The 14,244-nt window shown below is 71.0% G+C and carries 11 protein-coding genes; 10 read left to right on the plus strand and 1 reads right to left on the minus strand.

Annotated elements, in window-relative coordinates; translation table 11 throughout:
• Positions 1 to 45 precede the first annotated feature (45 nt).
• From LTT61_RS25840 to LTT61_RS25880, 9 genes are all read left to right on the plus strand, one after another.
• A complete protein-coding gene (locus LTT61_RS25840) occupies positions 46 to 3,552 on the plus strand; it encodes a hypothetical protein (protein ID WP_233016622.1) in 3,507 nt (1,168 codons plus the stop codon).
• A gap of 207 nt (positions 3,553 to 3,759) precedes the next feature.
• The gene (locus tag LTT61_RS25845; RefSeq protein WP_233016623.1) at positions 3,760 to 4,083 is read left to right on the plus strand and encodes a hypothetical protein; all 324 of its coding nucleotides are present in this window, start codon (positions 3,760 to 3,762) and stop codon (positions 4,081 to 4,083) included.
• Positions 4,084 to 4,110: 27 nt separating this feature from the next.
• Positions 4,111 to 4,593 carry a YbaB/EbfC family nucleoid-associated protein gene (locus LTT61_RS25850; RefSeq protein WP_233016624.1) on the plus strand — a complete coding sequence of 161 codons (483 nt, stop codon included), beginning with the start codon at positions 4,111 to 4,113 and terminating at the stop codon, positions 4,591 to 4,593.
• A gap of 39 nt (positions 4,594 to 4,632) precedes the next feature.
• Complete coding sequence (locus LTT61_RS25855) at positions 4,633 to 7,173, plus strand: hypothetical protein (RefSeq protein WP_233021329.1); 2,541 nt, start codon at positions 4,633 to 4,635, stop codon at positions 7,171 to 7,173.
• Positions 7,170 to 7,967 carry an ESX secretion-associated protein EspG gene (locus LTT61_RS25860; RefSeq protein WP_233016625.1) on the plus strand — a complete coding sequence of 266 codons (798 nt, stop codon included), beginning with the start codon at positions 7,170 to 7,172 and terminating at the stop codon, positions 7,965 to 7,967. The genes LTT61_RS25855 and LTT61_RS25860 overlap by 4 nt, the downstream gene beginning before the upstream one ends.
• 7 nt (positions 7,968 to 7,974) lie before the next feature.
• On the plus strand, positions 7,975 to 10,620 hold the full coding sequence (locus LTT61_RS25865; protein WP_233016626.1) for a WXG100 family type VII secretion target: 2,646 nt from the start codon (positions 7,975 to 7,977) through the stop codon (positions 10,618 to 10,620).
• The gene (locus LTT61_RS25870) at positions 10,617 to 11,417 is read left to right on the plus strand and encodes an ESX secretion-associated protein EspG (RefSeq protein ID WP_233016627.1); all 801 of its coding nucleotides are present in this window, start codon (positions 10,617 to 10,619) and stop codon (positions 11,415 to 11,417) included. Before LTT61_RS25865 ends, LTT61_RS25870 begins: the two co-directional genes overlap by 4 nt.
• On the plus strand, positions 11,414 to 12,115 hold the full coding sequence (locus LTT61_RS25875) for an ESX secretion-associated protein EspG (RefSeq protein WP_233016628.1): 702 nt from the start codon (positions 11,414 to 11,416) through the stop codon (positions 12,113 to 12,115). Before LTT61_RS25870 ends, LTT61_RS25875 begins: the two co-directional genes overlap by 4 nt.
• Before the next feature lie 37 nt (positions 12,116 to 12,152).
• A complete protein-coding gene (locus tag LTT61_RS25880; protein WP_233016629.1) occupies positions 12,153 to 13,367 on the plus strand; it encodes a VWA domain-containing protein in 1,215 nt (404 codons plus the stop codon).
• 9 nt (positions 13,368 to 13,376) lie between these two features.
• Here the strand turns inward: LTT61_RS25880 and LTT61_RS25885 are convergent, their stop codons facing one another.
• The gene (locus LTT61_RS25885; RefSeq protein ID WP_233016630.1) at positions 13,377 to 13,670 is read right to left on the minus strand and encodes a hypothetical protein; all 294 of its coding nucleotides are present in this window, start codon (positions 13,668 to 13,670) and stop codon (positions 13,377 to 13,379) included.
• 274 nt (positions 13,671 to 13,944) lie between these two features.
• On the opposite strand from LTT61_RS25885, the gene LTT61_RS25890 reads away from it, so the two are divergent.
• Entirely contained in the window at positions 13,945 to 14,238 is a 294-nt protein-coding gene (locus LTT61_RS25890) for a hypothetical protein (protein WP_067654870.1), read from the plus strand.
• Positions 14,239 to 14,244: the final 6 nt, after the last annotated feature.

A 14,244-nucleotide genomic window follows, 5' to 3' on the forward strand; every position in this document is an offset into this window, starting at 1 on the left:
GAGAGCAATGCCCCGGCCGATGGCGTCCGACCGAAATCTCGCGCGATGAGCCTCTCCCTGCCGGAGGAGCTGCGCTGGCTGGGCTGGGTCGCCGGCGCCGCCTGGCCCGACGGCATGGAGGACGAGGCGTGGGCCACCTCGAAGGCGTGGGCGGAGGCGACCGAGGCCATAACGGCGCTGCTGGTCAAGGTGGACGAGGCCAGGCTGGCCACCATGGCGGCCTACCCGCAGGGCTTCGCGGCCGAGGAGATGGGCAACCGCTACAACGAGATCCGCACCGGCGACCAGTCCCTGGAGGCACTCGCCGAGGCCATGCAGATGGTCTCGGACTGCGCCTTCGACATGGGCACCGAACTCCAGGCCACCAAGATCACCATCATCGTGACGCTCTGCTGGCTGGCCGTCGAGATCGCCTGGGCGTGGCTCTTCCCGCCCACCGCGGCCGCGAACCAGGGCGCGCTGATCCTCACCACCCGCTCGTTCCTGAAGGTCTTCCAGGACACCGTGCAGAAGACGATCACCAATATCGCGGGCAAGATGGGCGCACCGGCCGGGGTGAAGCGCCACTTCTTCAAAGAATGGGCGCATCTGCGACCGGTCGCGCCGACCGCGAAGGGCTGGGGCGTCTACGGCGCCCGTGCGCTGGAGGCCGCGGCCATCGGCGGCGGCATCAACCTCTCGGTGCAGGTCGGCCAGATCGCGGACCACAAGCGCCGCGGCGGGGTGAACGGCAAGGAGCTCGGCTTCTCCATTCTCGGCAGCGTCGCGGGCGCGCTGCCCGCCCGCGAGTTCGGCCGCGTGCTCGGCAAATACGCCGACGCGGCGGGCAGGAAGTTCTCCGCCAAGGGCTGGAACGTGGACAACGGCGCCTACCGGACCTTCCGCGGCGCGATGATCGGCTCGATTGCGGACGGGATGGGCGCCGCCGTCGGCAATATGGCTGTCGGTGGTGTGAATGCCCTGCTCGGCGGTAATTTCGCGGATTCCTTCACCTCCGGTGAGGGCTGGGCGGGCGGCTTCATCCAGGGCGCCCTGGTCGGCGGTGGGCGCGGTGCCTCCGCATACACCGGCAATATCCCGAGGGTGGACGCGGGGATCACCCCGGGGCAGTACCGCCGGGAGAACTGGCGCGGGTACGCGTGGTGGTTCGACGAGAGCTGGGGCAGCGGCTACTTCGGGGACAAGAAGCCGCCGAAAACGGATATCGAGCTGAAGCCGGTGAACGGGGGTGGGACGAACAGTCCGGGCGGTGCCACCGCCCCCGGCGGCGGCAGGCCGGTCGACCCCGCGGGGCTGTCGAGCGCGAACACCTCGCCGTCGAGCCCGAACGCACCGAACTTCGGGGTCATCGACGGGTCGAGCACCGGCCGTCCGGTCCCCGGCGGGCCGCACCTCATGAGCGGGGCGCTCAACGGGGGGACGGTGCTGAACGGTGGGCACACGGGGGCCGACGGAAGCCAAGGGTTCCAGGGGCATCAGGGAAACCAGGGCGGTGGGAACCAGACCTTCCAAGGGAACCAGGGCGGTGGGAACCAGTCCTTTCAAGGGACCCAGGGTGTCGACGGGGCCCCGTCCTTTCAGGGCGGCCAGAGCGTTCAGGGGGACCAGACCGTCCAGAGCAGCCAGGGTTTCCAAGGAAGCCAGGGTGTGGACGGGAACCAGTTTGTGCAAGGCCATCAGGATGGTGCCTTCCAGGACAGCCCGACGCTGGGCGTTCACCAGAGCCCCGAATTCACCCAGGTGGCGCAGGGCAACCAGGACGGCGCCTACCAGGGTTTGCAGGACAGCCCGACACTCGGCGTCCAGCAGAGCCCCGAATTCACCCAGGTGGCGCAGGGCAACCAGGACGGCGCCTATCAGGGGTTCCAGGACAGCCCGACGCTCGGCGTCCAGCACAGCCCCCAGTTCACCCAGGGCAGCGGTGGCCTCGGCAACCAGACAGTTCAGGGCACCCAGGTGGGCGGCGGCAACCAGGCCGTGCAGCACGGCTCGAGCACTCAAACCAGCGGCCTCGGCAGTCAGTCCAACCAGGGCGGCCTGGGTAGCCAGTCCAACCAGGGCGGCCTCGGCAACCAGAGCAACCAGAGCGGCTTGAGCAACGAGGGTGGCTTGAGCAACGAGGGCGGCCTCGGCAGCCAGAGCGTAGACAGCCCCCTGCACAACCAGAGCCTCGGCAGCCAGAGCGTCGACAGCCCCCTGCACAACCAGAGCTCGGAGAACAACGTCCTCGGCACCGACGGCAACCAGAGCATCCAGCCCCGGCCGGGCGACCCCGCACAGCACGGCGGCCTCGCCGAGCACACCGGCGGCCCGTTCCGCGGCGACACCACCTCGGTACTCGGCGACAATATCCAGGCCGCACCGGCAAACCCGGTGCAGCAGGGCCATAGCGGCGGCGGTGAGCACATCGGCACGCAGCAGTTCCGGGACGGCGACGACGGCACCCCGGTGCAGCGGAACACCGACAACCGGTCGCTCTACGGCCCGACCGAGACCAATACCCCAGCGAACCGGGACGGCGCCCCGGAGGTGAGCCCCCCGAGCAGCCCCATCGGCCGGATCGACTACGACAGCGAATCGCCCATCAGCCCGCTGCCCGATGCCCCCGCTCCGCGCTTCCCCGGCACCTCCGAGAGCAACACCGGCTTCCAGGGCTACGTTGGCCCCACGTACAGCGGCGATCCCACCCCGTCGCAGCAGAATTCCCACGCCCAGGGGAACGCGCCCGCGCCTGCCCCCGAGTCGCCGGGCAACCGGGCCCGCAGGCTGGGGCTGCCGCGGCTGAACACCGAGATCGACCCGGTGGTCCGGCCGGTCCGGGACCCGATCTCCGATGCCGCCCCGGCGCGGCCGGGCGCCCCCGCCCCGGTGATCCCGGAGGGCATGTCGGAGTCGGATTTCGTCGCGGGCCCGGTGCATCCGGTCCCCACGGTCGCCCCGGTGATCCCGCCGGGCATGTCGGAATCGGATTTCGTGGCAGGTCCGCAACCGATCGCGATCGGCAGGCCCGAACAGGGAAATCTGCTCTCCGACGGCTTCCAGCAGCCCGAGATCGATGGCTCCGGCCTGCCGGACGGTGCCGGCTCGCAGCGCCCCGACGCCTGGCTCGACTCCCCGACCACAACGGATTCCGATAACTCCGGCAGCTTCGGCCGGCCGCTCGCGGAGCACCCGACGAACGGCAGCCAGGCCAGTCTCGGCAGCAACAGCAGCGGGCACTCCATCATCGATGGCACCCAGGCCGTCGGCGGTGGCAGCACCCAGGCCGGGCTGGCCGCGCAGCACACCGAGGAGAAGTACGGCTTCGCCGGCGAGGGCAAGGATGTGCGCGGCAAGGCCCGGCCGCAGCGGTGGCCGAAGTGGCCGCACATGCCGAAGCCGTTCACTCCGGCGGACGGCACCGACGAGCCCTGGCTCCCGGAGGGCGCCGTCGCCGCTCCGGACGCGGCGGAGGCGGGCAAGGAGGAGCAGGATCCCTCCGCGGCCGATAGCACGCAGCCGTCGGCCGCGGAGCAAGGCGCGGGCGATGTTGATGTCGCGTTCACCTTGTGATGTGTCGCACATCGGCCCCGCCCTGCCCGGTGTATCGGGAAGGTGCACGATCACCGCAGGTAGGAGCCTTGTTCAGGGGTTCGGCGGGCGGGACCGGAAAACTCGAATTAGCCTGTCTGCCACAAGAAGTTAAGACGCATACTGTGTAATGCGGAGAGCTGGCGAGCATTTCGCGGCCCGTCACGAACCGACGAAGGGGACGAGAGCATGGCAGAGCGGATCGAGGTCGACCCGGCCGCGCTCGCCAACGCGGCGGGGCTGACCGAGGAGCTGGCAGCCGGAGTTCGCTCGGTGCTGACCACCCTGCAGCAGGAGCTGGCCACCTACGAGTCGGCGGGCGCGGATCAACCGTGGGGCAGCGACAAGATGGGCAAGAAGTTCATCCAGGGTGATGCCAATAACGGCTACCAGGCCTCCCGGGACAACCTGCTGCAGGGGCTCGACGGCATGGCGGGAACCCTGGACGAGTTCGCGGCCGGCCAGCGCGATGCGGTCACCGCGTTGACCTCCGCGGACCAGCCGACCATCTGATCCGAACGGCGGAAGCGGGAGCAGCACATGGTGAATCGCCGGTTGCACGAAGACATGGCGCTCATGCTCAACGGCCTGAGCGAGCAGATGCGCGACATCGCGGAGGTGCAGCGCAAGCGCTCGCTGCTGACCGCGACGGTGACCGCGTGTGAGAAACGCATCGAGGTCACCGTGAACGCGGACGGCCTGCTCGTGGAGACCAAGTTCGCCGACGACATCCTCGACCTGGAGATGGACGAGATCGCCCTGAACATCACGGCGGCGGTCCAGCAGGCGGCCGCGAAGGTCGCCGAGCAGGCCGCCGAGTTGATGAAACCGGTTGGCGAGCGGCGTGATTCGCTGCCCGCGCTCTCCGATATCGTCGACGGCGCGCCCGACCTGCGCGGGTTCATTCCGCAGCCGCCGGTCACCCCGACGGTGCCGCCGACCTCACCGGAGTGGCCGGAGAACCGGGACAACGACGTGCACGATGCGGCCCCGCCATCGATCGTCGCCGACCGGGAGCTGTGACGCCGCTCCCCCCGTATACCACCGAGCCAGAGGAACCGCATGTCCGATCTGCCCGCAGCGTGGGACGATCTCCGTACCAGCGCTTCCGAGTCGCGGCTGCGGTTCGAGCCGGAGGCCGCGATCGAGGCCGCGAACTCGGCGAGGGACGTGGTCGGCACCCTGCTCGGGCTCGAGCGGGCGATCACCGAGCATCACCTCGACGACATGGTGACCATCACCCGTGCCGACGGCACCACCTACATCCACGAGTCCGGGCGGCAGCTCACCCAGCTCTACGAGTCGAAGGCGCGGACGCTCTCCGCCGCCCTGCAGACGCACGCCGACATCGTCACCGACATCGGGGAGACCTTCATCTGGGCGGGCAAGGAGTACGCCGGGACCGATGCGGCCAGTGCCGAGAGTCTGCAGAACCGGCTGAACGAGATTCGCATGCCGACCACGGCCAGCGCCTACTCCATCGATTTCGCGAGGTCGGACAGGTTCGACAATCCGATCGCCTCGCCGTTCCTGCTCACCGGGGTCGACGGCTGGAAGGACGCGGGGCTGAGCGGATACGACGACGACTACCTCGTGATGGACGCCTACTCCATGCCGCTCGACCTCGCCGACTACGGCGGGCGGCTCGACCCGGCCGCCCCGGGTGCGATCACCGTGGAGAATCCCCAGTCCCTGGTCTTCGATCATTTCTTCCAGCTCGGGCAGCATCTGGCAGCCGACGTCGAACGGGTGCACCACGCCGCGGAGGCATGGTGGGTGCTGGCCAAGGACCTGCAAGCCACCCTGTACTCGTTCCGGGACAAGATGAACGGCTGGGCGCCCCGGTGGGAGGGTGTGGGCGCCGCGGCGGCGAAGCGGGCCAGCACGGAGTGGGCCGCGAAGGTCACCCCGCTGCGTGACTCCATGTTCTCGATGAGCGAGAACCTCCAGTACACGGCGGAATGGCTGGCACGCACCGGCTACGCGATGCCGAAGGTCGACATCTCCGCCCAGCTCACCAGGAACGATGTCACCCAGCTCGTGCTCAACCACTACCGCGCGGAGTGGCAGAAGCACTACGCCCAGGGCATGTCCAACACCGCGAGCTCCATGCCGCTGATCGAGGGACCCGTCACGCCTACCTCCGCGAGGCTGTCGAGTGTGCCGGAGCCGCACAAGCCCGGCTCGCCGGGCAACGGAAACAACGGCGGCAACGGAAACAACGGCGGCAATGGGAACAACGGAGACCTGCCGCAGTACCAGACCGAGCAGGAGGCCTACAACGCCGGCTTCCAGGACGGGCAGCAGGACGCGCAGCAGAACGGTGGTCAAGGCGGGCAGCCGGGGATCGGCCCGGGGGCGGGGAACCCGGGCGGCGGCGATCAGGGCCTGCAGGCCGGCCCCGGCCAGCAGGCCGGGCTCCCCGGTGCCGGCCAGGGTCAGGGCGAAGCGGGCGGCCCCAACCCGGGTCAGGCCGATCCCGGGTTGCAACCCGGCGTTGCCCCGGCCGAGTTGCCCACCGAGAACGGCGCCCAGGGCGCTGCACAGGGCGGCGGCCAGGGCGGCGCGCCGGGCGGTGACCAGGGCGGCGGCCAAGGCGGCGGCGAAGGTGGCGGCCAGGGCGGTGGTCAGGGCGGTGGCCAGGAGACCGCGCCGCTGAGCCCGGCGGGCGCGCTCGGCGCCGCGGGCGGCGGTGGCGGGCTGCCTGCCGCGCAGCAGCCGGGTGGCGACAAGCCGAAGAAGAAGCCGAAGACCCCGACCGCGGCCGACGTTCTCGCTGAACTCACCGGCGTCGACCCGGCCGAGATGCCCGAGGAGCTGCGGAACACCCCGATCACGACGCCCGACGGCGCGGAGGCGCCGTCGCTGGCCGACGCGCTGGCCCAGCTCACCGGCGCCCCGGTCGAGCAGATGCCGGCGGAACTCAGGGACATGCCGCTCGCCGACCTGTTCGGGGCCGATTCCGCGGGGCTGCCGTCCGAGACCGGCGGCCTGAGCGCGGCCGAACCGGCGCAGGCGGCGGCGCTGGACGCGCAGGCGCCGGGCGGGGGGAAACCGGGCACGCCGAATCTGTTCCAGATCCTGAGCGAGCTCGCCGACTCGATTTCGCAGAACATCGAGTCGTTCCTGCAGCTGGGCGGGGTCGATCCCGGTGGTGCGCTGAGCCAGGCGCTGGATCCGGGGCTGCTGGAGAGCGGGCTGCGCGGCCTGCTGGAGCCGACCGGTCAGGCGCTGGAACTGGCCGGTGCCGGTGTTGGCGGGGGTGGGGGTGGCGGTGGCGGCATTCCCGGGATGGCCGTCGCGGAGTCCCAGCCGCTGGCGCCCTATCCGGGCACCCAGAACGGCGGGGGATTCCCGCGGGCATCGGTGGCGGGCCCCGATCTCAGCCCGGCCGGTTTCCAGGGTACGGCGGGCGCGGCCTCGGGCCAGGCTCCCGGCGGCGGCACGCCCGGTGCGCCGATGGGCGGCGGCATGGGCGGCGGCGGCACCGGCGCTTCCCAGCAGAACGAGCACAAGCGCGGTGAGTACCTGAACTCGCGGGACCACCTGGACGAGCTGCTCGACGGACCGCTGGGCCGGGTGCGGCCGGTGATCGAGCAGTGAGCGGTCGGTGGGCCTTCACCGACATGGAGTTCGCGCTGATCTGTGACCGGGAGGGGCACGGCGCCGTCCCGGAGCCCTTCACCTTCACCAGCCGGATCCCGCTCGCCGAGGACTACGCCGCCGAGCGGCGCCGGGTGCTGGCCGAACTGCGCGCCCGGGGCGATTCCGAGCTCGCCGTTCTCGCCGAGGCGATCGCCAGACCCGATGTGAGCCTGGCGATTCACGCCTGGGACGAGGCGGATTTCGCGGCGCACGAGCAGCATGTGCGGGTGCACGCCGTGCGGAGCCGCGCCCGCGGCTACGTGATCACCCAGCGCCCGGGGGAGACCCTGTGGCACAGCGGCGGGTTCGACGTGGCCGAGTGCGATCCGCATGCCGTCGCCGAGGTCGCGCTCGGCTGCCTGCCGTTCGCGAACGCGGGGCGATCGCTGGAGATCCCGCTGCCCGACGCGGATGCCGAGCCGGACCGTGGCTCGTCCCCGATCGGCCCGTCGATCGGGGACGAGGCGGCCGACGCCGACGCCGAGCGCGGCGCCGCGTTCCTGGCCACGCGGGCCGAGCGGGCGGGTGATCTGCAGCTCTTCCAGGGCCGGTCGAAGTTCGGCCCCCGCGGCCGGGTCGGGATGCGGCTGGAGTGGCGCGATCTGCCGGGCGACGGCCGCTACGTCATCCGGCGGAACGCGCACATGCGGGTGGCCACCGGAATGGGGACCAAGGCAATGGTCGAGTGGGTGGACGAACAGGTCGCGGAGATCCTGCTTCGCCTCGACCGGCACATGGAGAACGAGGAATGAGAGTCCGATGAGCCAGAACCCGCAGATCAACGCCTGCCAGCAGCTGCAGAAGCAGACCAAGAACGGGCTCCTGCAGTTCGACCCCGCCGATGCGCTCACCGGCGCGACGGCCTGCCAGGAGCTGATCGACGACCTCATCGGCATGAAGGACGCGATCGAGAACCTCGGGCTGACGACCATGCCCGTCATCGCCTCCGCCGGTTCCGAGCAGGTCCTCGCCTCCGGCGCCACGCTGACCAACGTCTACAACACCAAGGCCGCGCACCTGCGCGACGTGCTCTCCGATCAGATCCAGATCATCACGATGATGGGCGATACCTTCGTCGCCGCGGGCAAGAAGTACCAGTCGACCGATTCCGCCAGCGCCGACAGCATCAGCGCGCTCGAGGGTGTCTCGATGCCGACGACCCCGACGGCGTATCAGGAGAACCTGAACGCGGGCGGTGTTCCCAGCGCCACGCTCGCCGAACCGTCCGGGGGCAAGTTCCAGCGCGACTTCCCCGGCGACGACACCCCGCGCTACGAGGGCGGCGACGCCTACACCGTCCCGCAGTTCCTGACCTCCTTCGGCGCCAAGGACGCGACCGTCCGGGTGGACATCGAGCCCAAGGACAGCCTCGACATGAAGGAGATGCACAAGCTGTACCTGCATCTCGACCCCGCTTCGATCATCGCGCGCGCGCGATCCTGGTACGCGCTGGCCCTCACCCTCACCGAGCGGCTGAACGACATGGTCGGGGCAATCCTGCCGCTGAACGAGAGCTGGATCGGCACCGGCGGCCAGGCAGCGCAGAAGGCGGTCACCGACTACCAGGCATCGATCAAACCGCTGAATCAGGCGATGATCGCGATGAGCACGAATCTCCAGTACACCGCGCAGTGGGTGGCCTTCACCAAGATCTCCATGCCGCAGGATCCCGACCCCGGGATCTGCTGCCCCGGCAAGGTCACCCGGCGCTACCGGGCCGAGTGGCAGCGGCACTACGGCGACGGCATGAAGAACACCGTCGAGAACATGCCCGCCATCCCCGGCGCGCCCGACATGCACGGCAACCCGACCTTCGCGCCGCCCGCGGGCGACACCGAGGGCGGTGATGCCGGGGGCGGTGACATCGACGGCGGTGACATCCCGGGAGCCGGGGACGGCAACGGCGACCTGACGCAGTTCGACAGCGAGGAGGAAGCCTACGCGGCCGGCTACGAGCAGGGGCTGCAGCAGGCGGGGCTCGGGCCCGGCCAGAACAGCCTGTTCGGCCCGGGCGCCGATAGCCTCGGCGGCGGTATCGGCACGACCGCCAACCCCTATCTCCCGAAGGAGAGCGTGCGGTGGCCGGCGGACTCGCTCACAGCGGCGCAATCGCAGAACCCGCTCGACGCGGCAGCGCTCGCCGGGGAATCCCCGATGACCCCGTCGATTCCGGCCGCGAGCATGCCGAGCGCGCCGGGAGGCGCGGATGGCGGCCAGAGCGCGGGCGGCGGCGCGAAGCCGTCGTCGGCGCAGTCACCGCGGGTGCCTTCGGTCGACGAGCTGATGAACGCGATGGGCGGGGAGCCCCAGGGGCCGGGCTCGGGTGTGCCGACCGCGGCGCTGCCGAGTTCCGCGGCGACCCCCGGCGGCGGCGAGTCCGGTGGTGGTGCGTCGGGCGGCGGTGGCATCCCCGGCGGCGGTGGCATCCCGGGGGGTGGCGCCGCCGGCGGCGGCAAGCCGTCGTCGGCGCAGTCACCGCGGGTGCCATCGGTCGATGAGCTGATGGACAGCCTCGGGCAGGGCGGCGGCGGATCGGCCGGACTGCCCGCGGCCACGCCGCCCAAGACACCGTCGGTGGCCGACCTGCTCGGCAAGCTCACCGGCACCTCGCCGGACAAACTGCCCGCGGCGCTGCGGGACACCCCGATCACCACACCCGACGGGCAGGAGGAGCCCACCCTCGCCGACGCGCTCTCCCAGCTCACCGGCGTTCCGGTGGATCAGATGCCGGAGGAGCTGAAGAACATGCCGCTCTCCGAGGCGCTCGGGCCGGAGTCCCCGCTCGGGGCGCTCGGCGGGGATGCCCCGCGGGCCGGGCTTCCCGGCGAATCGCCGCTGTCCGGCCTGCTCGGCGGGCAGAACGGCGGGGGCAGCATCGGCGACATCATCGGCAAACTCACCGATGCGGCGCTGCAGGGCATCCAGTCCATCGCGCAGCTGGGCGACCTCCCCGGGATGGAAGGGCTGCAGAACCTGTTCGACCCCGCCCAGATCGAGCAGAACCTGGACAGCCTGCTCGGCGGCCCCGGCAAACTGGACGAGCTGGCCGGGGCGCTCGGTGCGGCGGGGGGCGGCGGAGCGACAGGCGGCGGCGGTGGCGGCGGCGCGGGCATTCCGGAGGTCGCCCAGCCCCTGCCCTCCTACTCCGAGCAGACCGCGGGCCAGGTCTTTCCGCGGGCGAGTCTGGACGGCTCGGATACCCAGCTCAGCCCGGCCGGAGCGCAGGGCGGGCAGCAGGGCACACCCGGCACCGGCGCGCCGATGGCGCCGGGTGCGGGCGGGGCGGGCGCGCAGAACGCGGGCGGCAACGATCACAAGCCGGGCAAGTTCCTGCACTCCCGGGTCAACCTGGACGAGGTCTTCGACGCCGTACCCGATCGGGTGCGGCCGGTGATCGAGCCGTGATCCGGCGCTGGGAGTTCTCCGATCTGGAGTTCAAGGTGCTCTGCGAAGATGTCAGGCCCGGTGAGATACCCGACCCCTTCACCTACACCAGCACCATCCGCTCCGCCGCGGCACTGGAGACCGCGACGGCGGGCGTACTGCGCGACTTCCGCGATCGCTACGACCCCGACCTGGAGGATCTGGCGGACGCCCTGTCCAAGCCCGATGTGGCGGTGACAGCCGAGGCCTGGAACGACCGCGACATCGAGAACCCGAAGGAGTGGATCAGGGTACTCGGGCTGCGCAGGCGGGCCCGCGGCTTCGTGATCAGGCAGCACCCGGGCGAGACCGTGCTGCACAGCGCCGGATTCGATGTCGTGGAGTGCGATCCGCACGCCCTCGCCGACCGGGTGCTCGCGCTGCTGCCGGTAACCGAATCCGGGCGGGACACCCCGATACCGATCCTGGACCCCGCGGTGCGGAACCCCGGCGGTGAGACCGCCTACAGCTCCATGATCTCCGACAACGACGACCCGGACGACCGCGATTCCGCGCGCAGCGCGGCGTTCTTCGCGATTCCGGCCAGTGCCTCCGGGCTGCTCCGGGTGTTACAGGGCCGGTCGAAGTTCGGGCCGCGCGGGCGGGTCGAGACGGCGATGCTCTGGCGCGACGTGCCGGGCGACGGCCGGTACGTGATGCCGATGAGCAGCTCGCCGGTGGCCCGCGGGATGGGCACCGAGGAGCTGGTGGTCTGGGTGGACGAGCACATCGCGGAGATCGTCGACCGGCTGGAGCGGCACCGGGAAGACGAGGAATGACCGGCGCCGCATGGAGCTTCGGCGATCTGGAGTTCAAGGCGCTCTGCGACGAGTACCGGCGGGGCAACCTGCCGGAGCCCTTCACCTTCACCAGCCGGATCGTGCGGGCCGAGCCGTACGCCGCCGAGATCGACCGGCTGCGGCAGATCGTGCGGGGTACCGCGCACCCGGAGTTCCAGGCGCTGGCCCGCGCCATCGCCGCTCCCGAGGTGTTCCTGGTGGCGCACTCCTGGAGCGACTTCGCGCACGGCGATCCGGAGACGCACGTGCGCGGGCACGCCCTCGTCCACGGCGAGCACTGCTTCGTGCTCACGCAGCGACCGGGCGAGACGCTGTGGCACAGCCGCGGGTTCGACGTGGTCGCCCGCCCGCGGGCGGAGCTGGCGGCCACGCTGCTCGCGCTCTACGGCGAGGTGGCCGCCGGAGCGCTCCCGGGTGTCGCCGCCGCGCCGCCGGGGGAGCGGTCCCCCTTCCTCGAGGCCCCGGCCACCGCGTCCGGCTTCGTCAAGGTGCTCTCCGGCGCCCGCGGGGCCGACGGGGAGCGCAGCGAGGTCGGCATGTTCTGGCGAGATTTCACCGGTGACGGCCGCTACGCGCAGCCGCTGCACCGCTCCGCGCGGTTCGCCCTGCCGATGGGCGCCGCGGAACTCGCCGCCTGGGCCACCGAACAGATCGCGGACGTGTTGCCCGCGCTCTAGTCTGAACCCGATTCGGCGACGATCGGGAGGCGCAGGCATGGCGACGGCACTGACGAAGGGGCAGAACGGGGCATTGCCCCCCGGCCCGGTGACGGTCGCGATCCGCTCGGCCGTCGCGGCCGACGTCGCCGCGCTACTGGTGACCGCGGGCGGGAAGGTCCGCTCCGACGCGGATTTCGTCTTCTTCAATCAGCCGCAGGCACCGGGTGTCGCCCTGCGCGACGGCGTGCTGACCGTCGACCCCGCGCAGCTGCCCGCGGAGATCGCGCAGGTGCGGGTGGTGCTCACGCTCGACGACCCGAGCGGCCGCTTCGGCGACCACCCGGCCCCGGTGGCGAGCGTGACCGGCTACGAATACGTGGTAGCCGGGCTGAGCAGCGAATCGGTGGTGATCGCGCTGGAGCTGTACCGGCGCGGCGCCGACTGGAAGGTGCGCGCGGTCGGCCAGGGGTACGCGGGCGGCTTCGCCGACCTGGTCACCGACCACGGCGTCTCGGTGGACGACGGGGAAACCGCACCGCCGGTGGTGCGCTCGGTGCCGGGCGAGGCGAAGCTCTCGCTGGAGAAGCGGCAGACGCTCGACCTGCGCAAGCGCGAGGTCTCGACCGTGCTGCACGCCAGGCAGGCGAGCGACGTCAGGGCCCGGGTGGTGCTGGTGCTCGACAAGACCGGAAGCATGGCCAAGCAGTACCACCGCAGGGTGGTGCACCGGGTGGTCGAGCGGATGGTGCCGATCGCCATCCAGCTGGACGACGACGGCACGCTGGAGCCGTACCTCTACGCGCTGAAGTTCGCGCAGCTGCCGGAGATCACGGTCGAGCACGCCGAGCGGTGGTGCGAGACGTTCCTGCACCTCAACGGCGTGCACGGCGGCATCGACTACGGCGCGCTCGGCGCCCGCAACGAGGAGCTGCCGATCATCGGCGAGATCATCTCCACGCTGCGCCGCGGCGGCCCGCCCACCCTCGTGCTCTTCTTCACCGACGGCGGCTTCGCGAAGAAGCGCGAGATCGCCGAGCTCATGCGCACCGCGGCGGAGCTGCCCGCGTTCTGGCAGTTCGTCGGGCTCGGCAAGGCGAACTACGGGCTGCTGCGCTCGCTGGACGAGATGGACGGCCGCGTCGTCGACAACGCCGGGTTCTTCGCGCTGGACGACGTCGACCTGGTGGACGACGCCGAGCTCTACGCGCGGCTGCTCGGCGAATTCCCGGACTGGCTCCGGGCCGCCCGCGCGGCCGGTATCACGGGCTGAGCCGTGGGCTCAGCCGATGACGGCGTTCATGATGGTGCCCGCGCTGGTGGCAACGACGCCGCCGATCATGGCGCCCGCCACCATCTTCGGTGATTCCAGCCCGCCGCCGGTCCACTTCTCCCAGGCGAACTTGCCGCCCGCGAAGATGATCGCGACGATGCCCGCGAGCAGGACGAACCAGGTGAAGTAGCGGACGAGCTGCAGGAACTTGTCGGAGATCGGCGGCGCTTCCGGGCTGGGGTTACCGATCTGCGCCAGCGTGTCGTAGAACGCCAGCGTGTCGAGGGCGGAGGCCATGATCATGGTCTGCTCACTCCGGATCGTGGGTCAGGGCGGGGAACACTCCTGGAATCGTATCCGGTCGCCGGGGTGCGTGTGCCACGTCCGGCTCGAGTCGGCGCGCGTCGTCCGGTTTCGCGCAGCCGGCGCCGGGCGGTCGCGGCGGGGAGGTGGCAGCGCAGGGGCGGATGGGGCAGTGCCCGGACCGACAGCGGCGGCGAGGCGGCTCGGAGCCGTATCCTCGACGGATAGCGAATTGTCCGTGGGCAGAACGTGTCCTGAAGAGGGGAGTGCAGCGGTGAGCATCATCCTGGCGTCGGTGGGGGACGCTTTCACGACGCTGGCCCAGGTGGGCAACCCGACGCCGGAGGCACCGCCGCTGTCGGACAAGATCATGCAGTTCGTCCGGTACATCACCTGGTTCGCGCTGCTCTCCGGCATCATCGCGATCATCTACGCCGGTGGCCGCTTCGCCTGGGAGAAGTGGAGCGGCAGCGGGCTGCAGTCGCCGAAGCAGATCGCCGGCGCCATGATCGGCGGCGTCGTCGCGACCAGCGCGGGCACCATCATGAACGCCGTGCTCAATATCTGAGACCGC

The sequence above is a fragment of the Nocardia asteroides genome, from assembly GCF_021183625.1.
GTDB classification, from domain to species: Bacteria; Actinomycetota; Actinomycetes; order Mycobacteriales; family Mycobacteriaceae; genus Nocardia; species Nocardia asteroides_A.